The sequence below is a fragment of the Streptomyces sp. NPDC002092 genome (genome assembly GCF_053593775.1).
Map to the genome: position 1 here is coordinate 481,393 of NZ_JBSFDG010000002.1, position 24,916 is coordinate 506,308.

24 protein-coding genes are annotated in these 24,916 nt (G+C 70.2%); 12 read left to right on the forward strand and 12 right to left on the reverse strand.

The window, feature by feature from the left end:
- The first annotated feature begins 133 nt into the window (after positions 1–133).
- Entirely contained in the window at positions 134–2,275 is a 2,142-nt protein-coding gene (locus ACWCRD_RS06295; protein WP_450964781.1) for a SpoIIE family protein phosphatase, read from the forward strand.
- Here the strand turns inward: ACWCRD_RS06295 and ACWCRD_RS06300 are convergent.
- The 3 genes from ACWCRD_RS06300 to ACWCRD_RS06310 form a co-directional block, all read right to left on the reverse strand.
- Positions 2,248–3,294, reverse strand: coding sequence for an AI-2E family transporter (locus tag ACWCRD_RS06300; protein ID WP_450964782.1), 1,047 nt, complete (start codon positions 3,292–3,294; stop codon positions 2,248–2,250). The genes ACWCRD_RS06295 and ACWCRD_RS06300 overlap by 28 nt on opposite strands.
- A 97-nt stretch (positions 3,295–3,391) precedes the next feature.
- On the reverse strand, positions 3,392–4,363 hold the full coding sequence (locus tag ACWCRD_RS06305; RefSeq protein ID WP_450964783.1) for a pirin family protein: 972 nt from the start codon (positions 4,361–4,363) through the stop codon (positions 3,392–3,394).
- A gap of 105 nt (positions 4,364–4,468) precedes the next feature.
- The gene (locus ACWCRD_RS06310) at positions 4,469–4,936 is read right to left on the reverse strand and encodes an SseB family protein (RefSeq protein ID WP_030939169.1); all 468 of its coding nucleotides are present in this window, start codon (positions 4,934–4,936) and stop codon (positions 4,469–4,471) included.
- Positions 4,937–5,085: 149 nt separating this feature from the next.
- Here ACWCRD_RS06310 and ACWCRD_RS06315 point away from each other — a divergent pair, with 149 nt between their 5' ends.
- The 5 genes from ACWCRD_RS06315 (at position 5,086) to ACWCRD_RS06335 (ending at position 10,233) form a co-directional block, all read left to right on the forward strand.
- The gene (locus ACWCRD_RS06315) at positions 5,086–6,912 is read left to right on the forward strand and encodes an acyl-CoA dehydrogenase (protein WP_450964784.1); all 1,827 of its coding nucleotides are present in this window, start codon (positions 5,086–5,088) and stop codon (positions 6,910–6,912) included.
- 99 nt (positions 6,913–7,011) lie between these two features.
- On the forward strand, positions 7,012–8,310 hold the full coding sequence (locus ACWCRD_RS06320; protein WP_450964785.1) for a M18 family aminopeptidase: 1,299 nt from the start codon (positions 7,012–7,014) through the stop codon (positions 8,308–8,310).
- Between the two features lie 81 nt (positions 8,311–8,391).
- Complete coding sequence (locus ACWCRD_RS06325) at positions 8,392–8,643, forward strand: DUF6458 family protein (RefSeq protein WP_232651033.1); 252 nt, start codon at positions 8,392–8,394, stop codon at positions 8,641–8,643.
- A gap of 204 nt (positions 8,644–8,847) precedes the next feature.
- Positions 8,848–10,008, forward strand: coding sequence for a glycosyltransferase family 2 protein (locus ACWCRD_RS06330; RefSeq protein ID WP_450964786.1), 1,161 nt, complete (start codon positions 8,848–8,850; stop codon positions 10,006–10,008).
- A gap of 60 nt (positions 10,009–10,068) precedes the next feature.
- Entirely contained in the window at positions 10,069–10,233 is a 165-nt protein-coding gene (locus ACWCRD_RS06335) for a hypothetical protein (protein WP_165954846.1), read from the forward strand.
- A 6-nt stretch (positions 10,234–10,239) separates the two neighbouring features.
- On the opposite strand, the gene ACWCRD_RS06340 is transcribed toward ACWCRD_RS06335, so the two are convergent.
- Positions 10,240–12,096, reverse strand: a complete 1,857-nt coding sequence (locus ACWCRD_RS06340; protein WP_450964787.1) for an NHL domain-containing thioredoxin family protein — start codon at positions 12,094–12,096, stop codon at positions 10,240–10,242.
- A gap of 29 nt (positions 12,097–12,125) precedes the next feature.
- Positions 12,126–12,518, reverse strand: coding sequence for a cupin domain-containing protein (locus ACWCRD_RS06345; RefSeq protein ID WP_450964788.1), 393 nt, complete (start codon positions 12,516–12,518; stop codon positions 12,126–12,128).
- A gap of 52 nt (positions 12,519–12,570) precedes the next feature.
- Here ACWCRD_RS06345 and ACWCRD_RS06350 point away from each other — a divergent pair, with 52 nt between their 5' ends.
- Together ACWCRD_RS06350 and ACWCRD_RS06355 are read left to right on the forward strand one after the other, a co-directional pair.
- Complete coding sequence (locus ACWCRD_RS06350) at positions 12,571–13,572, forward strand: helix-turn-helix domain-containing protein (RefSeq protein WP_450964789.1); 1,002 nt, start codon at positions 12,571–12,573, stop codon at positions 13,570–13,572.
- Complete coding sequence (locus ACWCRD_RS06355; RefSeq protein WP_450964790.1) at positions 13,569–14,063, forward strand: LURP-one-related/scramblase family protein; 495 nt, start codon at positions 13,569–13,571, stop codon at positions 14,061–14,063. Before ACWCRD_RS06350 ends, ACWCRD_RS06355 begins: the two co-directional genes overlap by 4 nt.
- A gap of 23 nt (positions 14,064–14,086) precedes the next feature.
- On the opposite strand, the gene ACWCRD_RS06360 is transcribed toward ACWCRD_RS06355, so the two are convergent.
- Complete coding sequence (locus ACWCRD_RS06360) at positions 14,087–14,908, reverse strand: carbon-nitrogen family hydrolase (protein ID WP_450964791.1); 822 nt, start codon at positions 14,906–14,908, stop codon at positions 14,087–14,089.
- A 179-nt stretch (positions 14,909–15,087) separates the two neighbouring features.
- Between ACWCRD_RS06360 and ACWCRD_RS06365 the strand changes: the two genes are divergently transcribed.
- Positions 15,088–15,912: a maleylpyruvate isomerase family mycothiol-dependent enzyme gene (locus ACWCRD_RS06365; protein ID WP_450964792.1), complete on the forward strand. Its 825-nt coding sequence runs from the start codon at positions 15,088–15,090 to the stop codon at positions 15,910–15,912.
- A gap of 19 nt (positions 15,913–15,931) precedes the next feature.
- On the opposite strand, the gene ACWCRD_RS06370 is transcribed toward ACWCRD_RS06365, so the two are convergent.
- The 3 genes from ACWCRD_RS06370 to ACWCRD_RS06380 all read right to left on the reverse strand — a co-directional run bounded on the left by ACWCRD_RS06370 (position 15,932) and on the right by ACWCRD_RS06380 (position 18,833).
- Entirely contained in the window at positions 15,932–16,690 is a 759-nt protein-coding gene (locus ACWCRD_RS06370) for a hypothetical protein (protein ID WP_450964793.1), read from the reverse strand.
- A 176-nt stretch (positions 16,691–16,866) separates the two neighbouring features.
- Positions 16,867–18,174: an MFS transporter gene (locus tag ACWCRD_RS06375; RefSeq protein ID WP_450964794.1), complete on the reverse strand. Its 1,308-nt coding sequence runs from the start codon at positions 18,172–18,174 to the stop codon at positions 16,867–16,869.
- The gene (locus ACWCRD_RS06380) at positions 18,171–18,833 is read right to left on the reverse strand and encodes a GntR family transcriptional regulator (RefSeq protein WP_450964795.1); all 663 of its coding nucleotides are present in this window, start codon (positions 18,831–18,833) and stop codon (positions 18,171–18,173) included. The genes ACWCRD_RS06375 and ACWCRD_RS06380 overlap by 4 nt, the downstream gene beginning before the upstream one ends.
- 210 nt (positions 18,834–19,043) lie before the next feature.
- Between ACWCRD_RS06380 and ACWCRD_RS06385 the strand changes: the two genes are divergently transcribed.
- From ACWCRD_RS06385 to ACWCRD_RS06395, 3 genes are all read left to right on the forward strand, one after another.
- Positions 19,044–19,946 carry a D-alanyl-D-alanine carboxypeptidase family protein gene (locus ACWCRD_RS06385; RefSeq protein WP_450964796.1) on the forward strand — a complete coding sequence of 301 codons (903 nt, stop codon included), beginning with the start codon at positions 19,044–19,046 and terminating at the stop codon, positions 19,944–19,946.
- 76 nt (positions 19,947–20,022) lie between these two features.
- Positions 20,023–20,676, forward strand: coding sequence for a class I SAM-dependent methyltransferase (locus tag ACWCRD_RS06390; RefSeq protein WP_450964797.1), 654 nt, complete (start codon positions 20,023–20,025; stop codon positions 20,674–20,676).
- A gap of 11 nt (positions 20,677–20,687) precedes the next feature.
- Positions 20,688–21,188: a hypothetical protein gene (locus ACWCRD_RS06395; RefSeq protein WP_450964798.1), complete on the forward strand. Its 501-nt coding sequence runs from the start codon at positions 20,688–20,690 to the stop codon at positions 21,186–21,188.
- Positions 21,189–21,267: 79 nt separating this feature from the next.
- Here ACWCRD_RS06395 and ACWCRD_RS06400 read toward each other — a convergent pair whose 3' ends face one another.
- Genes ACWCRD_RS06400 through pdhA form a run of 3 tightly spaced genes read right to left on the reverse strand, consistent with a single transcriptional unit; the run spans position 21,268 to position 24,839 of the window.
- Positions 21,268–22,671 carry a dihydrolipoamide acetyltransferase family protein gene (locus ACWCRD_RS06400; RefSeq protein WP_450964799.1) on the reverse strand — a complete coding sequence of 468 codons (1,404 nt, stop codon included), beginning with the start codon at positions 22,669–22,671 and terminating at the stop codon, positions 21,268–21,270.
- A 10-nt stretch (positions 22,672–22,681) separates the two neighbouring features.
- On the reverse strand, positions 22,682–23,659 hold the full coding sequence (locus ACWCRD_RS06405; RefSeq protein ID WP_450964800.1) for an alpha-ketoacid dehydrogenase subunit beta: 978 nt from the start codon (positions 23,657–23,659) through the stop codon (positions 22,682–22,684).
- 1 nt (position 23,660) lies between these two features.
- A complete protein-coding gene (gene pdhA, locus ACWCRD_RS06410; protein WP_450964801.1) occupies positions 23,661–24,839 on the reverse strand; it encodes a pyruvate dehydrogenase (acetyl-transferring) E1 component subunit alpha in 1,179 nt (392 codons plus the stop codon).
- Between the last annotated feature and the right edge of the window lie 77 nt (positions 24,840–24,916).

The following is a 24,916-nucleotide window of genomic DNA, read 5'->3' on the forward strand; positions in this document are numbered from 1 at the left end:
GATCGGGGGCTGTGTTTCAGGGTGTTTCACGTGAAACAACCCCCAGGGTACCGGGCACCCCAAGATCGGCTCCCCACCATTAAGAGTGCGCAATCGGTGGCACTCCTCGATCACCTCTCCATAAAGTGGGGCAATGCGCACTGGTGAGCCTCTGCCCGCCGTGGGGGAGGTTCTCGCCGCCCTCGCGACCGGCCTGTGGCACTGGGACACCGCCACCGAACTCGTCACGGTCGACGCCGAGGCGGCTCGGCTGCTGGGTCTGCCCGCCGAGCAGACCACCCTCACGGAGGCCAAGGCCCGGGCCCGGCTCCATCCGGTGGACTGGAACGAGATCATCGCCGTCGTCGGGCTCGCGGTCGCCGAGGGCACGCTGGCCGAGGTGCGGATCCGGATCATGGATGAGCACGGCCGGGTGATCCGTGTCGTGCGCTCCCGCTCCAAGCCGTCCTTCGACCCCGAGAAGAAGTCCTTCCAGCTGATCGGCACCCTTCAGGAGGTCACCGAACCGACCCCGGGCACACCCGCCGGGCGCAGCGCCGTCACCGGCGACTGGCGGCGTTCCAGGGAGGCGTTCCTGCTGGACGCGGGCCGGGCGCTGGCCGAGGCGCGGTCCACGGAAGAGGTGCTGCGGGTCGCGGCGGGCCTGTCGATGCCGGGGTTCTCGCCGGACGGGCTCGCCGTGTTCAGCGTGCAGGGCGACCGGCTGAGGATCATCGGCCACCACGGCCATCAGCCCGGTGACGAGGGCCCCTTCTCGCACATGTCGCTGGACACCGACTACCCGGCCGCCGAGGTGGTCCGCACGGGCCGCGCCGTCTATCTCTCCACGCCCCAGCAGTACAAGGCCCGTTACCCGGTCACCTGGCCGCTCGCCTCGGCCTTCGGCCGCCACTCCTGGGCGTTCCTGCCGCTGACGGTGGCGGGCCGCACGATGGGCGCCTGGATGGCGGCCTTCGCCTACCCCGTGACCTTCAATCCGGACGAGCGGTCGGTGCTGACGACGGTGGCGCGCATGCTCGCCCAGGCGCTGTCGCGGGCGGGCGCCGCCGAGACCGAGCGTGCGCTGACAGACGGCCTGCAGCGCTCGATGCTGCCGACCCTCGGTCCGCAGATACCGGGCATGAGCGTCGCCGCACGCTATGTCCCCACCGGCGGCGGCCTCCAGGTCGGCGGCGACTGGTACGACATGATCCCGCTGCCCAACGGCCGGATCGCCCTGGTCATCGGCGACGTCCAGGGCCATGACGTACGGGCGGCCGGCCTGATGGGCCAGCTCCGTATCGCCCTGCGCGCGTACGCCTCCGAGGGCCACCGCCCCGACGCGGTGCTCTCCCGCGCCTCCCGCTTCCTGCACGGACTGTCGGACGGCGCCACCCGTCCCGGCGCCCTCGAGGAGGACGCCCTCGCGGACCTGCGCTTCGCGACCTGTCTGTACGTCGAGGCCGACCCGGCCACCGGCACCCTCGACATCGCCCGCGCCGGGCACCCGGACCCGGCGATCCGGATGGCTGACGGCACGGTGCTGGCCCGTCCGACTGCGGGTGGTCTGCCGCTCGGCATCGACCCGGACGCCGACTACCCGACCACCCGGATCACCCTTGAACCCGGCGAGACCATGCTGATCTGCACCGACGGTCTGATCGAGACCGGCGGCCACGACCTGGACAGCGGCTGGCAGCGGATCCGCGCGATCCTCGAGGACCACAAGGGCGACCTTGAGGAACTGGCCGACGCCCTGGTCCAGGGGGTCCACGGCCCCTCCTCCCACCACACCACCGGGCCCCTCGCGGACCGGCGCGAGGACGACATAGCCGTACTGCTGCTGTCCCGGCCGGAGGAGGGCTTCGGCGAGACGGTGCTCGTGCCGCCGAAGGTCCGCCGCACCATGCTGTCCGTCGCGCAGGCGGAACCGGAGCGGGTGGCGGTGGCCCGTCAGCACCTGCGGGAGCTGCTGCACGACTGGCCCTCGCCGGACCAGGTCGACTCGGCGGTGCTGCTCGTCTCCGAGATGCTCACCAACGTCCTCGTGCACACCGACGCCGACGCGCTGCTGCTGGCGGAGGTGCGGGGCGAGCCCGGCGGCCGGCGGATGCGCGTCACCGTCACCGACACCAGCGACGCCCTCCCGCACAGGCGCCGCCCCGGCGAACTGGCCTCCTCGGGGCGGGGATTGATGCTCATCGAACTGCTCGCGGACGCGTGGGGCGTGGACCCGCAGGGCGAGGGCAAGAGCATCTGGTTCGAGCTCTACGAGTCCGACGGCTCGGGTATCTGATACCGCGCCCGCAGTTCGTGCACGACGCCGAAGACGGCGGCGGTGAGCGGCACGGCGAGCAGCATCCCGAGCACGCCGGCGACGGAGGCCCCCGCCGTGATGGCCACCATCACCACCGCCGGGTGCATCTGCACGGTCCGGCTCTGGATCATCGGCGTGAGCACATGCCCTTCCAGCACCTGGACCGCGAGGACCACCCCGAGCACCCACAGCGCGATCACGAACCCACGGTCGGCGAGCGCGACCAGTACGGCGACGGCACCGGAGATGAAGGCGCCGAGATAGGGGATGAACGCCCCGACGAAGACGAGCGCGCCGAGCCCGACGGCACCGGGCACATCCAGCACCAGCAGCCCCAGGGTGATGCAGACGGCGTCGATGAGCGCGATGAAGCTGGTGCCGCGCATGAAGCCCTCGACGGCCTCGTAGGCGCGTCGGGCCATGGCCTCGAGCGTGTCGCCGCTCTCCCCGGGAGCAATGCCCCTGATCAGGTCGGCGGCCTTGTGCGAGTCCCGCAGGAAGAAGAAGACGAGGAACAGCGCGAGGACCGCCATGGCGATGGTCTCGCCGACGACGCTGACCCCGCTGATGACATTGGAGGCGGCCGTGCCCCCGAACTTGGTGAGCAGGTCCTTCGCGTTGGTGGCGAGGTCGTCGAGGGAGGTCCCCGCGGCCCCGAAATGATCGGCGACGCCCTGAGCCGCGTCCTTCAGTGAGGCGACGATCTGGTCACCGGTGTCGATGAGCGCGGCCACGACGATGTACACGGCCCCGCCGACGACGGCCACGACCGCGACACAGGTGAGCCCGGCGGCGACGGACCGGTTGACCTTGGCCTTGACGAGCCGCCGGTGCAGGGGCCCCAGCAGGGCGGTCCCGAGCAGCGCGAGCAGCACCGGCGTCACGGCCGTGCGGAACTGCGAGCACAGCAGGACCCCGACGTACACGACCCCGGCGACCAGCAGGATCACGGCGCACCAGGCGGCGAGCCGCCGGACGGGGTCGGGGAGGAGCTGCACCCGTCCAGCGGATCACGCCCGCCCATGCCGTGTCCTGCGCGGACGGACCACCCGGGTGAGATCCCGGTGGTCCGCCCGCGCACGGTCGCAGCGAGCCTTACAGGCCGCCCTCGGTCATCCCGTGCACGGCCGGGATGGTCCCCAGCCGGCCCTTCTGGAAGTCCTCGAAGGCCTGCTGGAGTTCCTCGCGGGTGTTCATGACGAACGGGCCGTAGTGGGCCATGGGCTCCCGTATCGGCTGTCCGCCCAGGAGCACGACCTCCAGGTCCGGGGTGTGGGAGTCCTGCTTCTCGTCCGCGCGGACGGTCAGCGCGGAGCCCGCGCCGAACACGGCGGTCTGGCCCAGCTCGACCGGCCGGCGCTCGGCACCGACCGCGCCCCGGCCGGCGAGGACGTACGCGAGGCCGTTGAAGTCCTCGCGCCACGGCAGGGTGAGCTCCGCACCCGGCGCGAGCGTGGCGTGGATCATCGTGATCGGCGTGTGCGTGATGCCGGGGCCCTGGTGGCCGTCGAGCTCACCGGCGATGACCCGCAGCAGCGCGCCGCCGTCCGGGGTCGTCAGCAGCTGAACGTTTCCGCCGCGGATGTCCTGGTAGCGGGGGGCCATCATCTTGTCCCTGGCCGGGAGGTTCACCCACAGCTGCAGCCCGTGGAAGAGGCCGCCGGACATGACGAGGGACTCCGGCGGGGCCTCGATGTGCAGCAGGCCCGAGCCCGCGGTCATCCACTGGGTGTCGCCGTTGGTGATCGTGCCGCCACCACCCTGCGAGTCCTGGTGGTCGAAGATCCCGTCGATGATGTACGTGACGGTCTCGAAGCCGCGGTGCGGGTGCCAGGGGGTGCCCTTGGGCTCGCCCGGCGCGTACTCCACCTCGCCCATCTGATCCATCATGATGAACGGGTCGAGGTACTTGTAGTTGATCCCGGCGAACGCCCGGCGCACCGGGAAGCCCTCGCCCTCGAAACCGCTCGGCGCGGTCGTGACGGCGAGCACGGGACGCGCCACGGCGTCGGCCGGAGCAGCCACACGGGGCAGGGTCAGCGGGTTCTCGACGGTCACTGCAGGCATGTCGGTACCTCCTTGTGCGGCCAGTTTAGTTGAGCATTGAACTTTCTGCCACCCGTAACAGAGAAAGCCCGGAGGGCATTCCCTCCGGGCTCCCGCAGCCGGTCGTCAGCCGTACATCCGGCGCATCGCGAACTCGACCATCTGCTCCACGGCCTTCGCGTCGAAGACCATGCGGTGCTCGCCCTCCATGTCGAGGACGAAGCCGTAGCCGGTGGGGAGCAGATCGATGACCTCGGCGCCCGTGATCACGAAGTACTTGGACTCCTTGCCCGCGTACCGGCGCAGCTCCTTGAGCGAGGTGAACATCGGGATCACCGGCTGCTGGGTGTTGTGCAGGGCGAGGAAACCGGGGTTGTCGCCGCGCGGGCAGTAGACCTTCGACGTGGCGAAGACCTGCTGGAAGTCCTCCGCGGACAGCTGGCCGGTGGTGAAGGCCCGTACCGCGTCCGCGAGGGACGGCGGGGACGGCTCCGGATACAGCGGCTGCTGCTGCCCGTAACCGCCGGGGCCCTGCTGCGGCTGGGCATACTGCTGCTGAGCACCCGCACCCACGTTCTGGTCGTAGCCGTACATGAGCGCAAGAGTACTGAGTCACAGATGACCCATTCGGGGTTGCTTCTTATTACCGACGGGTAGCATCATCGTAGCTACTTGTTGGTACGTGAACTAGCGCGAGGAGCTACACCCGGTGCCTCGCCGATTTCTCTAACGGAGCCGTCGCCATGGGGCACTACAAGTCGAATCTGCGCGACATCGAGTTCAACCTCTTCGAAGTCCTCGGTCGGGACAAGCTGTACGGCACCGGCCCGTTCGAGGAGATGGACGTCGACACCGCCAAGAGCATCCTCGAGGAGCTGACCCGCCTCGCGGAGAACGAGCTGGCGGAGTCCTTCGCGGACGCGGACCGCAACCCGCCGGTCTTCGACCCGGAGACGAACACCGCCCCGGTCCCGGCGTCCTTCAAGAAGAGCTACAAGGCCTTCATGGACTCGGAGTACTGGCGCCTGGGCCTGCCCGAGGAGATCGGCGGCACCACCGCCCCGCGCTCCCTGATCTGGTCGTACGCGGAGCTGCTCCTCGGCTCGAACCCGGCCGTGTGGATGTACGCCTCCGGCCCGGCGTTCGCCGGCATCCTCTTCGACGAGGGCAACGAGGTCCAGAAGCACATAGCCAAGATCGCCGTGGAGAAGACCTGGGGCTCCACCATGGTGCTCACCGAGCCCGACGCGGGTTCGGACGTCGGCGCCGGCCGCACCAAGGCGATCCAGCAGGAGGACGGCTCCTGGCACATCGAGGGCGTGAAGCGCTTCATCACCTCCGGTGAGCACGACATGGAGGAGAACATCCTCCACTACGTCCTCGCCCGCCCCGAGGGCGCAGGCCCCGGCACCAAGGGCCTGTCCCTCTTCCTCGTCCCGAAGTACCTCTTCGACTTCGAGACCGGCGAGCTGGGCGAGCGCAACGGCGTGTACGCGACGAACGTCGAGCACAAGATGGGCCTGAAGGCCTCCAACACCTGCGAGATGACCTTCGGCGACCAGCACCCCGCCAAGGGCTGGCTGATCGGCGACAAGCACGACGGCATCCGCCAGATGTTCCGCATCATCGAGTTCGCCCGCATGATGGTCGGCACGAAGGCGATCTCCACGCTGTCGACCGGCTACCTGAACGCGCTGGAGTACGCCAAGGAGCGCGTCCAGGGCCCCGACCTGGCGAACTTCATGGACAAGACCGCCCCCAAGGTCACCATCACGCACCACCCGGACGTCCGCCGCTCGCTGATGACGCAGAAGGCGTACGCCGAGGGCATGCGCGCGCTGGTGCTCTACACGGCCTCCCTCCAGGACGAGATCCAGGTCAAGGAAGCCGCGGGCGAGGACACCAAGGCGCTGGAGGCCCTGAACGACCTGCTGCTGCCGATCGTCAAGGGCTACGGCTCCGAGAAGGGATACGAGCAGCTCGCGCAGTCCCTGCAGACCTTCGGCGGCTCCGGCTTCCTGCAGGAGTACCCGATCGAGCAGTACATCCGCGACGCCAAGATCGACACCCTGTACGAGGGCACCACCGCGATCCAGGGCCAGGACTACTTCTTCCGGAAGATCGTCCGCAACCAGGGCGCGGCGCTGAACTCCCTCGCGGAGGAGATCAAGAAGTTCCTGGCGCTCGGCGAGGGCGGCGAGGAGCTGGCCGGCGCCCGCGAGCACCTCGCGAAGGCCGCCGTCGAGCTGGAGGCCATCGTCGGCCTGATGCTGACCGACCTCGCGGCCACCGAGCAGGACGTCAAGAACATCTACAAGGTGGGCCTGAACACCACCCGTCTGCTGATGGCCTCCGGTGACGTGGTCGTCGGATACCTGCTGCTCAAGGGTGCCGCGGTCGCCGCCGAGAAGCTTCCGACGGCCTCCGCCAAGGACAAGGCGTTCTACACGGGCAAGATCGCGGCGGCGAAGTTCTTCGCGGCCAACGTCCTGCCGGGCGTCACCGGCGCCCGCAAGCTCGCCGAGAACGTCGAGCTGGACCTGATGGAGCTGGACGAGGCGGCGTTCTAAGCTCTTCCGTTCTGGGTAGCCAGAACTCCACATCGCCCTCACGAGGGCCCGCTCCTCATCACGAGGAGTGGGCCCTCGTACGTCGTTAAGGTGAACCCCATGAGCGAACCCCACCGCTTCGACCGCGGCCACACCGACGACCTCATGTCCTTCCTGACGGCGAGCCCGTCGCCGTACCACGCGGTGGCGAGCGCCGCCGAGCGGCTGGAGAAGGCAGGGTTCAGGCAGGTCGCGGAGACGGACGCCTGGGACGGGACGAGCGGCGGCAGGTATGTGCTGCGCGGCGGCGCGATCGTGGCCTGGTACGTCCCCGAGGGCGCGGCGCCCCACACGCCGTTCCGTATCGTCGGCGCACACACCGACTCCCCGAACCTGCGGGTCAAGCCGCTGCCCGACACCGGGGCGCACGGCTGGCGCCAGGTGGCGGTGGAGATCTACGGCGGGCCGCTGCTCAACTCCTGGCTGGACCGCGATCTGGGCCTGGCCGGGCGGCTGACCCTGCGCAACGGGTCGACGCGGCTGGTGAACGTCGACCGCCCGCTCCTGAGGGTGCCCCAACTCGCCATCCACCTGGACCGTTCGGTGTCGGCGGAGGGACTCAAGCTCGACAAGCAGCGCCATCTGACGCCCATCTGGGGCCTGGGCAGCGATGTGCGCGACGGTGACCTGATCGCCTTCCTGGAGGAGACCGCGGGGCTGCCGGCGGGTGAGGTCACCGGCTGGGACCTGATGACGCACTCCGTGGAGCCGTCGGCCTACCTGGGCCGCGACAAGGAGCTGCTCGCGGGACCGCGCATGGACAACCTGCTGTCCGTGCACGCGGCGGTGGCCGCGCTGACGGCGGTCTCCACCGGCGGCACGGACCTGCCGTACATCCCGGTGCTGGCCGCCTTCGACCACGAGGAGAACGGCTCGCAGTCGGACACGGGCGCGGACGGGCCGCTGCTCGGCAGCGTGCTGGAGCGTTCGGTGTTCGCGCGCGGCGGCTCGTTCGAGGACCGGGCGAGAGCCTTCGCGGGCACGGTGTGCCTGTCGTCGGACACCGGGCACGCGGTGCACCCCAACTACGCGGAGCGGCACGACCCCACCCACCACCCGCGTGTCAACGGCGGCCCGATCCTCAAGGTCAACGTCAACAACCGCTACGCCACGGACGGTTCGGGCCGCGCGGTCTTCGCCGCCGCCTGCGAGAAGGCGAACGTGCCCTTCCAGTCCTTCGTCTCCAACAACTCCATGCCCTGCGGCACCACGATCGGCCCGATCACCGCGGCCCGGCACGGCATCAAGACCGTCGACATCGGCGTGGCGATCCTGTCGATGCACAGCGCCCGCGAACTGTGCGGCGCGGATGACCCGTATCTGCTGGCGAATTCGCTGGTGGCGTTCCTGGAGGGATAGCCAACCGGGCCGCCGCGCATGGGTGATGTCCGTCCGGGTACCCGGGTCCTTCCACAACGACCGGACAGGGAGGCGACACTCATGGGCCTCGGCGGGTGCATCATCCTCATCGCCGTGGGAGCCATCCTCACGTTCGCGACCGACTGGCACATGCAAGGGGTCAACCTCGACCTGGTCGGCATCATCCTGATGATCGTCGGCCTGATCGGAGTCAGCACCTTCAGCAGCATCGCCCGGCGCCGGCGCGTCGTGGTACCGCCGACCACACCGGTGGTGGACGAGGAGGTTCGTCATCGCCGCACGGATGGATACTCCGACGGATACGGCGTGTAACGGACAGGACCAAACGGATACGTCATGTAAGGGACACCTCCCCTACTGACGGACGCACAGGGCAAGCAGCGACAACCGTGAGCATTCTGTGATCAGGGGCGTCTTGTTGACTTGTGTGAAAATAGTGAAGACTCCGGAGTGTTGTAGTGCCCGGGGGGTCGCACGTGCCGGGCGTGAACCATCAGCGCACCCGGAGGGCTCCCCGTGCTCCACTCGGCGGAGACGACCGCCGTGGCACCCGTCACGGGACCACGGCACCCACGACGGCACGCGGCCCGCCGCGCCCACGCCGCACCCGACGAACTCGACCGTCCGCTGCGGCTCGTGGTACTGATCCCGGCCCACAACGAAGAGGACCGCATCGCCGACGCCGTCCAGGGCCTGTGGCGGCAGACCCGGCGTCCCGACCTGATCGTCGTCGTGTGCGACAACTGCACCGACGCCACCGCCGAGATCGCCGCCGCACACGGCGCGCAGGTCTTCCACACCGAGGGCAACACGCACAAGAAGGCCGGTGCCCTCAACCAGGCCATCTCCTGGGTGCTGCCCCACCTCGAGGAACGCGACCTGCTGCTGGTGCAGGACGCCGACACCGTGCTCGACCCGTGGTTCAACGAGACCGCGATGGGCACCTTCAACCGCAAGGTCGGGGCCGTCGGCGGGGTCTTCTACGGCGAGGAGGGCGGCGGCTTCCTCGGACTGCTCCAGCGCATGGAGTTCCACCGCTACGCCTGGGAGCTGGAACGTTCCGGCGGCAAGGCGCAGGTGCTCACCGGCACCGGCACGATGTTCCGCGCGCGGGTGCTGCGCGAGGTCCGCGCCGCCCGTCGCGCCGGGATCATCGGCGGCGGCAACAGCTACTACAGCCTCGCCTCGTTGACCGAGGACGACGAGATGACGAAGGCCGTCAAGACCCTCGGCTACCGCGCCATGTCACCGGCTGGCTGCGCCGTCACCACCGAGGTCATGCCGACCCTGGGCAAGCTGTGGCACCAGCGGCTGCGCTGGCAGCGGGGCGCGCTGGAGAACCTGCGCGACTACGGCTGGACCCGGGTGACCGCACGCTACTTCCTGCAGCAGTTCATGATGGGCTTCGGCGCCCTGTGCTTCCTGGTCTATCTGACCTACATGACCACCTATACGACGCTGTACGGCTGGCCCGGTTTCTCCCCGTTCTGGACGGCGATCGGGCTGCTCTTCGTGGTCGAGAAGACGGTCTCCGTACGGCGGGCCGGGCCCCGGGCGGTGCTCGTCGCCGCGCTGATGGTCCCCGAGATGCTCTACGACCTCTTCCAGCATGCCGTCTACTTCACCTCGCTGTGGGGGCTGGTGCGCCGCAGCGAGGAGAAGTGGGTGGCGACCTGACACCCCTTGACCCACCCCCCGCGAACCAACCCCCCGCACACCCTCTAGGAGAAGCACGACATGTACGGAAGAGTGATCGGCGCCGGGACCACGGGCGCCGGCGGCGCCACGCTGGCCGCCACGGGCATGTGGATGAACAGCATGGCGCTGCTCGTCACGGCCACCACCCTGATGGCCGCAGGGGTCGCCCTGTTCAAGCTGGCGCCGCGCCCGCGCCGCCGCTGACCCCGGTCAGCCGGCCGGGTCGTCCATCCCGGCCAGCACCAACGGCAGCCGGTCCGCCCCGCCTTCGGTGAGGCGGACCGGAACACCCCAGTCCTGCTGGTGGACATGGCAGGCCGGGTAGGGGTTGTCCGTGTCGTCGTCGCACGACGCGGCCATCGCGGAGACGTGCAGGACGCCTTCCGTGATCCCGGGGTCGAGCTCCAGGGTGCGGGAGAGGCCGGTGCCGGCGCCCTCGCCCTTCAGCAGCAGTCCGGGGGGCGTCGACGACACCAGCAGGCGGGTCGAGGGGCCGTACCGGGTGTCCAGTTTCTGGCCCGCGGGAGCCTGGAAGATCACGTCCAACAGGAGCCTGCCGGGGGCGACTTCGGTGACGGCTCGCCGGGTGCGGTGGGCCACCGCCTCCACCCGGACCGCCTCCTGGGGCAGACGCAGCCGGGTCAGCCTGTGCCGCGCCGACTCGACCACCACGATGTCCTCGCCCACCAGCACCGCGTCGCTCGGTTCGCGCAGGTCGGTCGCGAGGGTGGTGACCTCGCCGGTCGAGGGGTCGTAGCGGCGCAGGGCGTTGTTGTAGGTGTCGCTCACGGCCACCGAGCCGTCGGGGAGGGCCGTCACGCCCAACGGGTGCTGGAACAGGGCCTGTCCGGCGGGCCCGTCGCGGTGACCGAAGTCGAGCAGGCCCGTGCCGACGGCGGTGCGGACCGTGCCGTCGAGGTCCACCCAGCGCAGGGCCGAGGTCTCGGAGTCGGCCAGCCAGAGCCGGTCGGCCGTCGCCGCGAGGCCGGAGGGCTGGGCGAACCAGGCCTGAAGGCCCGGGCCGTCGACCAGCCCCTCGTTGGTGGTGCCGGCCGTGACGGCGACCGTCCCTCCCCCAGAGCCGAAAGCCTGGGCGGTGCCCCCAGCCGGGTCGTACGCCCACAGCTGGTGGACGCCGGCCATGGCGATCCAGACCTTGCCGCCGAAGAGGGCCACGTCCCACGGGGAGGAGAGGTCGATCTCGCGGGCCGGACCCGAGGTGGGCGAGCCCTGCCACCACTGGCGTCCGGTGCCGGCCAGGGTGGTGACCTCACCGGTCGCCAGGTCGAGGCGGCGCAGGGCGTGGTTGACGGTGTCGGCGACGACGACCGCGGTGTCGTCGAGGAGGGCCAGGCCCTGCGGCTCGTTGAAGGCCGCCATCCGCGCCGTGCCGTCGGCGAACCCCCGTGCGCCGGAGCCGATGCGCCGCACCACCGTCTCCCCGTCCGCCGCCAGCTCCACCAACTGGTGCCGGGTGGTGTCGCTGACCAGGAAGGTGCCGCCGGGCAGGACGAGCGCCTTGCCCGGGAAGCGCAGGGTGGTCGGCTCCGGCTCGGGCGCCACGTACGGCCCGTCGCCGCGGCGCAGCGTCCCCTTCGCCTCGTGCTCCGCCTCCAGCTCCGTCACCAGCCGCTCGATCGCGTGCACATGCCCCTCACCGGCGTGCTGCGCGACGACATACCCCTCGGGGTCGATCACCACCAACGTCGGCCAGGCCCGCACCGCGTACTGCTTCCAGGTCGCGAGCTCCGGGTCGTCCAGCACCGGATGCTCGACCCCGTACCGCTCCACGGCGTCGACCACCGCCGCGTGCTCCGCCTCGTGCGCGAACTTCGGAGAGTGCACGCCGATGACGACGACGGTGTCCGCGTGCTTCTCCTCCAGCTCCCGCAGCTCGTCCAGGACGTGCAGACAGTTGATGCAGCAGAACGTCCAGAAGTCGAGCACGACGATGCGTCCACGCAGGTCGGACAGCGTGTACTGCCGATCGCCCGTGTTCAGCCAGCCGCCCTTGCCCACCGGCTCGGGGGCTCGGACGCGCACGCGTCGGGGAGTGGAGTCGGTCATGGCTCAAGAGTGCCACCCGCCACTGACAGTCACGAAAGCGCGTGCCCCGTCGTCGCGTCGACGTGGCCGGGGATCTCCTCGTGCTGGTCGCCGACCGTGAGGGTGCCGGTGGGTTCGAGCATGAGGATCTGCGCGGGGGCCGGGGCGTAGGGCTTGTGGTGGGTGCCGCGGGGGACCGTGAAGACGGAGCCCTTCGCAAGGACGACCGTGCGTTCGCCGGAGGGTTCGCGCAGGGCGATGTGGAGTTCGCCGTCCAGGACCAGGAAGAACTCGTCGGTGTGGTCGTGGACGTGCCAGACGTGCTCGCCCTCGACCTTGGCGACGCGGACGTCGTAGTCGTTGACGGTGGTGACGATGCGCGGGCTCCAGCGGTCCGTGAAGGACGCGAGGGCGGCGGACAGGGAGACGGGTTCCGTGGTCATGGGTCCATCGTGGGGGTGGTACCGGAGGGAGCGTGAGTGCTAGAAATCGCATATGGCGCAAGGATCCTCTCAGCCTCCTCCGCACCGGGTCGCGGTGATCGTCGACGAGGGCACGAACCCGTTCGAGGTGGGCGTGGCGACCGAGCTGTTCGGGCTGCCGCGGCCCGAACTGGGGCTCGCGGGGCCGCTGTACGAGGTGACGGTGTGCGCGCCCGCGCGTGAGGTGCGGATGAACCACGGGTTCTTCACGCTGACCGGGGTGCCGGGGCTGGACGCCGTGGACGGCGCGGACACCCTCGTCGTCCCGGGGCGGCCCGACAACGTCGTTCCGCGCGGGGAGGCCGTACTGGACGCGATCCGCCGCACGCACGCGCGTGGGGCCCGCGTCGTCAGCTTCTGCACCGGGACCTTCGCGCTCGCCGAGGCCGGGCTGCTGGACGGACGCCGGGCCACCACCCACTGGCGCTGGGCGGACCTGTTCCGACAGCTGCATCCGAAGGTGCTGCTGGAGCCGGACGTGCTGTTCGTCGACGAGGGCGATCTGCTCACGGCGTCGGGCAGCGCGGCCGCGCTCGACCTCGGGCTGCACATCTGGCGCCGGGACCACGGGGCGGAGCTCGCGAACGCCGTCTCCCGGCGGCTGGTCTTCGCCTCCCACCGGGACGGCGGGCAGCGGCAGTTCGTGGAGCGGCCCGTGCCGGACGTGCCCGACGAGTCACTGGGACCACTGCTGGCCTGGGCGCAGGAGCGGCTGGGCGAGCCGCTGACGGTGGCGGACCTGGCGGCCCGCGCGGCGGTGTCCCCGGCGACCCTGCACCGTCGTTTCCGCGTCCAGCTGGGCACGACCCCGCTCGGCTGGCTGACCGGGGAACGCGTCGCCCTCGCCTGCCGTCTCATCGAGCGCGGGGAGGAACGGCTGGAGGTCGTCGCGGCGAGGAGCGGCCTGGGCAGCGCGGCCAACCTACGCGCGCGCGTGCGGCGCGAGACGGGGCTCAGCCCGTCGGCCTACCGGCGGCGTTTCGGGCCGACGCCCGGGGAAGAGGTGGGGACATGAGATTCCAGGTACGCGACCGGCTCCTCGGCTTCGGCGAGGACTACTGGATCGAGGACGAGCACGGCGGCAAGGTCTTCCTCGTCGACGGCAAGGCGATGCGCCTCAGGGACACGTTCGAACTCAAGGACACCCAGGGGCGGGTCCTGATCGACATCCACCAGAAGATGTTCGCCCTGCGCGACACCATGGTGATCGAACGGGACGGCGAGGCCCTCGCCAAGATCAAGCGCAAGCGCCTGTCGCTGCTGCGCCACCACTACCGGGTGACGCTCGTCGACGGCACCGAACTCGACGTCAGCGGCAAGATCCTCGACCGGGAGTTCGCCATCGAGTACGACGGTGAGCTGCTCGCCGTCATCTCACGCCGCTGGCTGCACATCCGGGACACGTACGGCGTCGACGTCGTCCGCGACGACGCGGACCCGGCGCTGCTGATCGCGGTGACGGTGTGCGTGATCCATCTGGCGGAGAAGGAACGCGAGGAGGACTGACGCCTCGCGCCTTCGGGCCGGCCTCAGAACGTGTGCGGGGGCTCCAGGCCCAGGACCCGGTCCTTCAGGGCCGGGAACTGCTCCCGGGTCGTCGCCACCTTCGCCGGGTCGAAGTCGACGGTGAGGACCTCCTCGCCGGCCCCCGCCTCGGCGAGCACCTCGCCCCACGGGTCCACCACGATCGAGTGACCCGCCTGCGGAACTCCCGCATGGGTCCCGGCCGTTCCACAGGCGAGCACGAACGCCTGGTTCTCGACCGCCCGCGCCTGGGCCAGCAGCGTCCAGTGCGCCCGGCGGCGCTCCGGCCAGCCCGCCGGGACGACCAGGGTCTCGGCCCCGGCGTCGACGAGACCGCGGAAGAGCTCGGGGAAACGGAGGTCGTAGCAGGTGGCGACGCCCACGGTCGTCCCGGGCAGACGGACCGTCACCAGTTCACGCCCCGCGCCCATCAGCACGGCCTCGCCCTTGTCGAAGCCGAAGCGGTGGATCTTGCGGTAGGCGGCGGCCAGATCACCGGAGGGGGAGAAGACGAGAGACGTGTTGTAGAGCGGCCCTGAACCCGCGGCGGAGCCGCTTTCGGATGCAGCCCGCTCGGGGATCGAGCCCGCGTGCAGCCACACGCCCGCGTCGCTCGCGGCCTTCGCCATCGCCTCGTACGTCGGCCCCTCCAGCGGCTCGGCCTCGGTGCCGAACGCCTCGTAGGCGAAGGCGCCGGTCGTCCACAGCTCGGGCAGCACGACCAGATCGGCCCCGGCCTGCTCCCGTACCAGCGAGGCCACCCGCCGTCGACGCGATTCGACCGATTCGCCCTCGTCTACGGCGATCTGGATCAGAGAAGCGCGCACACTACCACCGTCCTGGCATTCGAGCCGTCCACTCGGGCCTACGATCGTCACACGAAAGCACTGCCGGGGTGCCTCACAGCAGCGTAACTTAGCGTTTCAAGACACCCGCCGAGTGCAGCCACCTCCCGCTGGCAACGCTGCCACCAACCGCCCGTGTACCGACCGAGGGGTCCCGTTCCGTGAGTCTGCATCCCACCCTCCAGCCCTACGCCGACGCCTGGACCCACTCCATCGAAGCGATATCCGAGCTGGTGGGACCGCTCGTGGAGGGAGAGTGGAACCGGCGGACGCCGTGCCCCGGATGGTCGGTCCGTGACGTCGTCTCCCATGTCATCGGCCTGGACTGCGAGATGCTCGGCGACCCGCGCCCCATCCACACGCTGCCGCGTGACCTCTTCCACGTCACCAACGACCACCAGCGCTACATGGAGATGCAGGTCGACGTCCGCCGTCACCACACGGCACCGGAGATGACGTCCGAGCTGGAGTACGTGATCATCCGCCGCAACCGCCAGCTGCGCAACGAGTCGCGCGACCCGGGCACCAAGGTGCGCGGTCCCCACGGCACCGAGCTCACTCTCGAAGAGTCCATGCGCGCCCATGCGTTCAACGTCTGGGTGCACGAACAGGACCTGCGGGCGGCCCTGGGCCGCCCCGGCAACCTCGACTCCCCCGGCGCGCACATCGCCCGTGACGTGCTCCTCGCCGAGCTGCCCGCTGTCGTGGCGGAGAAGTCGGACGCGCCGCGCAGTTCGGCGATCGTCTTCGACGTGCACGGCCCGGTCGAGTTCCTGCGCACCATCCGCGTCGACATCCAGGGCCGCGGCACCCTCGAAACCGCCCCCGCCCTCGGCCCCGCCGCCACCCTCACCCTCGACTGGGAGACGTACGTACGCCTCGCCTGCGGCCGGGTGACCCCGCAGGGCGTCGCGGACCGGGTGAAGGCGGAGGGGGACCCGGAGCTCACTGCGGCGATCCTGCGGAACTTCACGGTGACGCCGTAGCGCCTGCGGAATCCGCTGATCAGCGGTCCTCGGTGACGGTCGTGGCGACACCGCCGCTGATCACGACCTTCGCGGAGACACCCTTCTTGGCGGCGGCCTCCATCTGGTCCAGGGTGCAGCGGGAGGTCCCCGAGGACCCCGGGGTGCCGCAGATGGTGCCCGCGCCGTACACCTTGGTGCTGTCGGCGACGAAGAACGCCTGCTCGACGCCCTTCATGTCGGACACGGTGAACTTGCCCGGCGCCAGATAGCCGACGTTGCCGAGCCAGGTGCCGCTGACGCCCTTGGAGCCGGTGCCACTGCCCGCGCCGTGGCGTTCGCGGACGACCGTGGCGACGCCCTTCCTGATCGTCACATCGGCGGGGACGGCCGCCTTCCTGGTGGCCGTCTCCAGCTGGTCCAGCGTGCAGTGCGAGCCGCCGCAGATCGTGCCGGCGCCATGGACCTGGGTGTCGTCGGCGACGAAGAACGCCCGGTCGGTCTTTCCGGGTACGGACACGAGGTACTTGCCCGGGGCGAGATAGCTGACCGTTCCCCCGGTGATGGTTGCCGTCACGCCCTGCTGGGACTTCGACGTGTTCCCGGCGGAGGTGCCCGAGGAGCCGGAGGTCCTGGACGTCCCCGAGGTCTTCGAGCTCCCCTGCGACGTGGCCGTCGTGGACGCCGAGCTGTCCGGGGCGCTGCCCTTGTCGGTGGAACCGTTCTGACAAGCCGTCATCAGCAGGCCGGCCGTGATCGCGGCGGTGACGAGGGCGGTCTTGCGCAGGCGGCGGTTCATCAGGAGGTTCCCTTCAGGAGCGAGGACTGCGTTCGAGGCGTTCGATGCACTCGCCGACTATGAGGGGCCGCCGGTCCCCCGGGTCACGTCCGTCCTCGCTTCACGACACCGCTGTCACACGCCCATGACACGGCAACACCTGGGCTGTGAACGTCCCTCGCAGTGAACCGCCCGCTTCACACGGGCACGTGCACCGTCTCCACCCGGCTCGCCACCAGCCGCTCCCGCTCCCGCCGGGCGACCCGCCTCCGCAGCCGCAGGATCTGGCTGACCCCGAGCGCCTGGAGCACGAACACCGCGGAGAAGGCGACGGTGTAGTCGTCCCCGGTGGCGTCCAGCAGCACGCCGATCGCGAACAGCGTCGTCATCGAGGCGACGAAGCCGCCCATGTTGGTGATCCCGGAAGCCGTGCCCTGCCGCTCCGCCGGGTTGGCCGGCCGCGCGAAGTCGAAGCCGATCATCGACGCCGGACCGCAGGAGCCGAGCACCGTGCACAGCACGATCAGCAGCCACATCGGCGCCCGGTCGGCCGGGTAGGCCAGCGTCGCCGCCCACACCACCGCCGTCGCCGCCACGGTCCCCAGCGCCAGCGGCAGCCGCGCCGCGTGGTGCCGGGCGATGATCTGGCCGTAGACGAGCCCCACGACCATGTTCGACAGGACGACCAGGGTGAGGAGTTCACCGGCCGTGGCCCGTGACAGGCCCTGCGCCTGCACCAGGAACGGCAGCCCCCACAGCAGCAGGAACACCATCGCCGGGAACTGGGTCGTGAAGTGCACCCACAGCCCGAGCCGCGTCCCCGGCTCCCGCCAGGAGGCCGCGATCTGCCGCCGTACGTACGCGGCGCCCTGGTGCGGGAACGGCTCCGGCTCGTACCCCTCGGGGTGGTCCTTCAGGAACAGCAGGAGCAGGACGAGGACGACGACTCCGGCCAGCGCGCTGCCCGCGAAGGCGGCCGTCCAGCCGACGCCGTGCAGCAGCCGGGCCAGCACCAGCGTGGAGACCAGGTTGCCCGCCATCCCGGCCAGCCCCGCGAACTGCGCGATCAGTGGCCCGCGCCGCGCCGGGAACCAGCGGGTGCCCAGCCGCAGCACACTGATGAACGTCATCGCGTCACCGCAGCCGAGCAGCGCACGCGAGGCGAGGGCCATGCCGTACGAGGGCGAGAACGCGAAGCCGAGCTGACCTGCCGTGAAGAGCACGACCCCGATGGTCAGCACCTTCTTGGTGCCGAGCCGGTCCACCAGCAGGCCGACGGGTATCTGCATGCCGGCGTAGACGAGGAGCTGCAGGATCGAGAAGGTCGACAGGGCCGAGGCGTTGACGTGGAAGCGGTCGGCGGCGTCGAGGCCCGCGACCCCGAGGGACGTACGGAAGATGACGGCGACGAAGTAGACGGAGACGCCGATGCCCCAGACGGCCATCGCACGCCGGCCGCCCGGAGGGTCACCCGGCAGGGTGGTCGTGGCGGACGACGGCCTCATCGGACCTCACCCCGCGCCAGGTGCGAGAACCAGCTGACGTGCCGGTGCACGACCCCGACCGCCTCCTCCGGGTCCCCCGAGCGCAGGGCCTGGAGGATCTCCTCGTGCTCGGCGAGGGTCTTGGCGATCCGGTCGGGGTGGGAGTGCATGATGGCGACGCCCATGCGCAACTGCCGGTCCCTGAGCTGGTCGTAGAGCCGGGAGAGGATCTCGTTGCCCCCGCTGCGGACGATCTCGGCGTGGAAGCACCGGTCGGTGACGGCGGCCCCGGCGAGGTCACCGGCGGCGGCCTGCGCCTTCTGCTTCGCAAGCAGTTCCTCCAGCCGCTCGACGAGTCCGGCGGGGGCGGGCACGGCCTTGCGCGCCGCATGCGTCTCGACCAGCAGCCGGGTCTCCACCACGTCCGCGATCTCCTGCGCGGACACGGGCAGGACCAGGGCGCCCTTCTTCGGGTAGAGCTTGATCAGCCCTTCCACCTCGAGCCGCAGCAGCGCCTCGCGCACCGGGGTGCGGGAAACCCCTACGGCCTCGGCGAGTTCACCCTCGGTGAGGAGGATCCCGCCCTCGTAGCGGCGCTCCAGGACGCCCTGCTTGACGTGGGCGTAGACGCGGTCGGCGGCGGGCGGTTGCTTGGCGGTCAGGGTCCCCGGGCTGTTCATGCGAACAGGATAGATACAACGCGTACCCATGAGGGGGTTCGTCCACCATGCGGACGGATCACCCTCGGCGGATCAGTGCTTACGGGAACCCGCCTCTGCAGCCGCACAACCTTCTGTGCTACTTACGTGTCACACACGTGCGGCCCCAGCTTCTTTGCACGCTCAACTCGGCCGCATGCCAGGGGCATTCGACACAATCGGGGTAAACACTTGATTACCGCCATTCCGGGCAGCCGTGTCCGCAGAGCCGCCGCCGTCACCGTGACGGCCGGCGCCATGCTCGCGACCGCCGCCCTCACCGCTGCGCCCGCGCAGGCCGTCTCCGCGCCCACGATCGTCGCCAAGGGCGGCTACGTGATGAACGACGCGAACGCCAAGACGCTGTACACGAAGGCAGCGGACACCAAGCGGTCCACCGGCTCCACCACCAAGATCATGACCGCGAAGGTCGTGCTCGCGCAGCCGAACCTGAACCTCGACGCCAAGGTCACCATCCAGAAGGCGTACAGCGACTACGTCGTCGCCAACAACGCCTCGCAGGCCCACCTGATCGTCGGCGACAAGGTGACCGTCCGTCAGCTGCTGTACGGGCTGATGCTGCCGTCCGGCTGCGACGCCGCGTACGCGCTGGCCGACAAGTTCGGCTCGGGCACCACCCGGGCCGCGCGCGTGAAGTCGTTCATCGGCAAGATGAACGCCGCCGCGCAGAGCCTGCACCTGACGAACACGCACTTCGACTCGTTCGACGGCATAGGGAATGGCAACAACTACTCGACGCCGCGCGATCTGACGAAGATCGCCAGCAGTGCGATGAAGAACTCCACGTTCCGCACGGTCGTGAAGACGAAGTCGTACACCGCGAAGACCGTCACCAAGACGGGCAGCATCCGCACGATGAACCCGTGGACCAACACCAACGGGCTCCTCAGCAGCTACAGCGGCACCATCGGCGTGAAGACCGGCTCCGGCCCCGAGGCGGGGTACTGCCTCGTCTTCGCCGCCACCCGGGGCGGCAAGACGGTCATCGGCACCGTCCTCTCCTCCACGTCCATCCCGCAGCGCGAGGCGGACGCGAAGAAGCTGATGACCTACGGGTTCGCGCAGCTCGGCTGAGCCGGATCAGGACCAGAACAGGGAAGGGCCCCTCGCCGACGGCGAGGGGCCCTTCGTCTCGTCTAAGGTCTCCGGGGTGACCGAGCCCTCCTACCTCACCGCGGTCCGGGAGTCCTACGACACCGTCGCCGCCGACTACCTGAAGCAGGTCAAGCGACCGGCCGAACTGGATCCGCTGTCACGGGCGTTGCTGACCGCGTTCGCGGACGCCGTGCGGGAGGGCGGCGGCGGCCCCGTCGCGGACCTGGGCTGCGGCCCGGGCCTGGTGACGGCGTACCTCGCCGGGCTGGGGCTGTCCGCCTTCGGCGTCGACCTGTCCCCGCGGATGATCGAACTGGCCCGCCGCACCCACCCCGGCCTGACCTTCACGGTGGGCTCGATGACCGCCCTGGACATCGAGAACGACACCCTCGCCGGCATCCTCGCCTACTACTCCACCCACCACACCCCGCCGGAACAACTGCCGCTGATCTACGCCGAGTTCCATCGCACCCTCGCGCCCGGCGGCCGCCTGATGCTGGCCGGCCATACGGGAGACGGCGAACGCCTCCGCCCGACACAGGCGTACGGCGGCCATCCGGTCTCGTACGAGTCCCACCTGCTTCCGCCGGAACAGGTCGCGGAGCTGCTGGAACAGACCGGCCTGGTGATCACCGACCGCATCGTGCAGGAGCCCGGAGAGGGAAGACGCAGGCGTTACGCCACACTGCTCGCACGGAAGCCGGCGTGAGGAGTGCCGACATGACCCGGCGTGGCGACGAGTTGTCCGACCTGCTGAAGCGGCTCTCGCACCAGGGGCGCGTGTACGTCCGCTCCGGCCGGCTGCGGCCGACGAGCGGCGGCGCCAGCGGCGTCGTGGCCGCCACGGCAGCCGAAGTGCACACCCTGCTACGGCAGTTGTACCGGAAGGACTGGCAGGGGTACGCCTCGAGTTCGGTGGGCCCCGAGGACGTTCAGCAGGTCGAGGCGGCGCTGGAGGCCATCGACGCCGAGAAGGCCGCGTCTCTCATGGGGCGCTTCGCCTCACAGTGCCTCGTGTGGTCGGACTTCGCGTTCATGGACCGCGCCGAGGCCGACTCCGTCGCAGGCCAGGTCGTGGAAATCCTCGGGGCTCGGGCGCAGTGGTGGTCCAACTGGGACGACGGCAGTTGGACGGACGTCTCCGGCTGCACCTTCGACGGCCTCGTGGCCGGGACCGACGGCCACCGGTTCGCGGTACTGATCCAGGTCGGCGAGGACTGAACATCGGCATGGTCGAAGGGGCGGCCGCAGTCGGAATCCGCAGCCGCCCTTCGGGTTTCAACTCATACCGCCCGGGCCGTCATGCCCAGGTGATCAGCCGCTTGGGCTGCTCCAGGATCGCCGCCACGTCCGCCAGCACCTTCGAGCCCAACTCCCCGTCCACCAGGCGGTGGTCGAAGCTCAGCGCCAGCGTGGTGACCTGGCGGGGCTTCACCTTGCCCTTGTGGACCCAGGGCTGGAGCTTGATCGCGCCGACGGCGAGGATCGCGGATTCGCCGGGGTTGAGGATGGGGGTGCCGGTGTCGACGCCGAAGACGCCGACGTTGGTGATCGTCACCGTGCCGCCCTGCATGGCCGCCGGGGAGGTCTTGCCCTCCCTCGCCGTCGACACCAGCTCGCCGAGCGCCTCGGCCAGCTGCGGGAGCGTCTTGTCGTGGGCGTCCTTGATGTTCGGGACGATGAGACCGCGCGGGGTGGCCGCGGCGATGCCCAGGTTGACATAGTGCTTGAGCACGATCTCCTGGTTCGCCTCGTCCCAGGACGCGTTGATCCCCGGGTTGCGCCTGATGGCGACCAGGAGGGCCTTGGCGATCAGAAGCAGCGGGTTGACGCGCAGCCCCTCCAGGTCCTTGTCCTGTTTGAGCTCCTCGACCAGCTTCATCGTGCGGGTCACGTCGATCGTCACGAACTCCGTGACATGCGGCGCCGTGAACGCCGAGCCCACCATCGCCGCCGCCGTCGCCTTGCGCACGCCCTTGACCGGGACACGCGTCTCACGGGCCGTGTCGTACGCCGCAACCGGCGCCGGAGGTGCGGCCACAGCGGGAGCCGTCACCGGCTCCGCGGCCGGCGGTGCCACCGCCGCGTGGACGTCCTCGCGCGTGATGATGCCGTCCGGCCCGGACGGGACCACGGTCGCGAGGTCGACGCCCAGGTCCTTCGCCAGCTTGCGCACCGGCGGCTTGGCCAGGGGGCGCGCCCTCTCTGCCGTACCCGCCGAAGCGGTCGCGGCGACCGGCCCGTGGCCGTTGAGCTCCTTCTGGACCGCCGTCGAGGCCTCCTGGAGCACCACCTCGGGGCCCTTGCGCGGACGGCGCTTGGTGGAGGACGCGGCGACGCCGTAACCCACCAGCACCGGCTGGCGGCCGGAGCCCTCCGGCTTCTTCTCCTCGACGGGGGCAGCAGGAGCGGCGGCCTCCGCCGGTGCGTGCGCCGCGGCCCCGCCCGACACGTCGACCGCGATGATCGGCGTGCCCACGTCCACCGTGGACCCCTCGGGGAAGTGCAGGTCGCGGACCACCCCGTCGTACGGGATGGGCAGCTCCACCGCCGCCTTCGCGGTCTCGACCTCGCACACCACCTGCCCGTCGGTGACCTGGTCGCCGGGCTGGACGTACCACTTGAGGATCTCGGCCTCGGTGAGGCCCTCGCCGACGTCCGGCATCTTGAACTCGCGTACGGACGCTTCCGTCATCGTCGTCACGACCCTCTCCTCAGTACGCCAGGGCGCGGTCGACGGCGTCGAGCACCCGGTCCAGGCCCGGCAGGTACTCCTCCTCCAGGCGGGCCGGCGGGTACGGGGCGTGATAGCCGCCGACCCTGAGGACCGGTGCCTCCAGGTGGTAGAAGCAGCGCTCCGTGATGCGGGCGGCGATCTCCGCGCCCGAACCGAGGAACACCGGCGCCTCGTGGACGACGACCAGGCGGCGCGTCTTCTCCACGGACGTCTGGATCGAGTCGAAGTCCAGCGGGGAGATCGAGCGCAGGTCCAGGACCTCCAGGGACTTGCCCTCCTCGGCGGCCGCGGCGGCGGCCTCCAGGCAGAGCTTCACCATCGGGCCGTACGCGACGAGGGTCAGGTCCGTGCCCTCACGGACGACCTGGGCCTTGTGCAGCGGGCCGGGGATGGCCTCGGTGTTGACCTCGGCCTTGTCCCAGTAGCGCCGCTTGGGCTCGAAGAAGATCACCGGGTCGTCGCTCTGGATGGCCTGCTGCATCATCCAGTAGGCGTCCGACGCATTCCCGGGGCTGACCACCTTCAGGCCCGCCACATGCGCGAACAGCGCCTCAGGGGACTCGGAGTGGTGCTCGACCGCGCCGATGCCGCCGCCGTAGGGGATGCGGACGACCACCGGGAGCTTGACCTTGCCGAGCGAGCGCGCGTGCATCTTCGCGAGCTGCGTGACGATCTGGTCGTAGGCGGGGAAGACGAAGCCGTCGAACTGGATCTCCACGACCGGGCGGTAGCCGCGCAGGGCCAGGCCGATGGCCGTACCGACGATTCCGGACTCGGCGAGCGGGGTGTCGATGACCCGGCTCTCGCCGAAGTCCTTCTGCAGGCCGTCCGTCACCCGGAAGACACCGCCGAGCTTGCCGACGTCCTCACCCATGATCAGGACCTTGGGGTCGGATTCCAGGGCGCGGCGCAGCGACTCGTTGATCGCCTTGGCGAGAGCCATCTTCTCGGCCATCTCAGTTGCCCCCCTCATCCGCGAACGACGCCTGGTAGGCGGCGAACTGGGCCCGCTCCTCGTCGACGAGCGCGTGCCCGTCCGCGTACACGTTCTCGAAGATGGCGAAGTGGTCCGGGTCCGGCATGGCGCGGACCGCCTCACGCACTCGTTTGCCCAACGCCTCGCTCTCGGCCTCGAGTTCCGCGAAGAATCCCTCGTCCGCGTGGTTTGAGGCCTCCAGGTACCGGCGAAGGCGCAGGATCGGGTCCTTCGCCTCCCAGGCCTCGCGCTCCTCGTCGGCCCGGTACTTCGTCGGGTCGTCGGAGGTGGTGTGGGCGCCCATGCGGTACGTGTACGCCTCGACGAGCGTGGGGCCCTCGCCGCGGCGGGCCCGCTCCAGGGCCCACTTCGTCACCGCGAGGCAGGCCAGCACGTCGTTTCCGTCGACCCGGACGCCGGGGAAGCCGTAGCCCTGCGCACGCTGGTAGAGCGGGACGCGGGTCTGCTTCTCGGTCGGCTCGGAGATCGCCCACTGGTTGTTCTGGCAGAAGAACACCACGGGGGCGTTGTAGACCGCGGAGAAGGTGAAGGACTCGGCCACGTCGCCCTGGCTGGAGGCGCCGTCGCCGAAGTAGGCGATGACCGCGCTGTCCGCGCCGTCCTTGGCGATGCCCATCGCATAGCCGGTGGCGTGCAGCGTCTGGGAGCCGATGACGATCGTGTACAGGTGGAAGTTGTTGCCGCCCGGGTCCCAGCCGCCGTTGTTCACGCCGCGGAACATCCCGAGCAGATTGGTCGGGTCGACCCCGCGGCACCAGGCGACGCCGTGCTCGCGGTAGGTCGGGAAGACGTAGTCGTCCTCGCGGGTGGCCCGGCCCGAGCCGATCTGGGCGGCCTCCTGGCCGAGCAGCGAGGCCCACAGACCCAGCTCGCCCTGGCGCTGCAGGGAGGTGGCCTCGGCGTCGAAGCGGCGGGTGAGCACCATGTCGCGGTACAGACCGCGGAGCTCATCGGGGGTGATGCCGGCGACGTACTCGTCGTACTCGGCGTTCTTGACGCGCTCGCCCTCGGGCGTCAGCAGCTGTACGAGCTCGGGGTCGGTGCTCGGCGATTTCCTTGCGGTGGTCGTCTTGCCGGCCGTGCTCTTGGTACCGGCGCTGCGTCGCGGCTTGCGCGCGGCAGTGCTCTCCACGGTCACGTGTGCTCCTCCGTCGGTCCGGCATCCCGGGTTCGCCGGGATGCCAGTGCGGCTCGCCTGAAGCCCTACGGACGCAC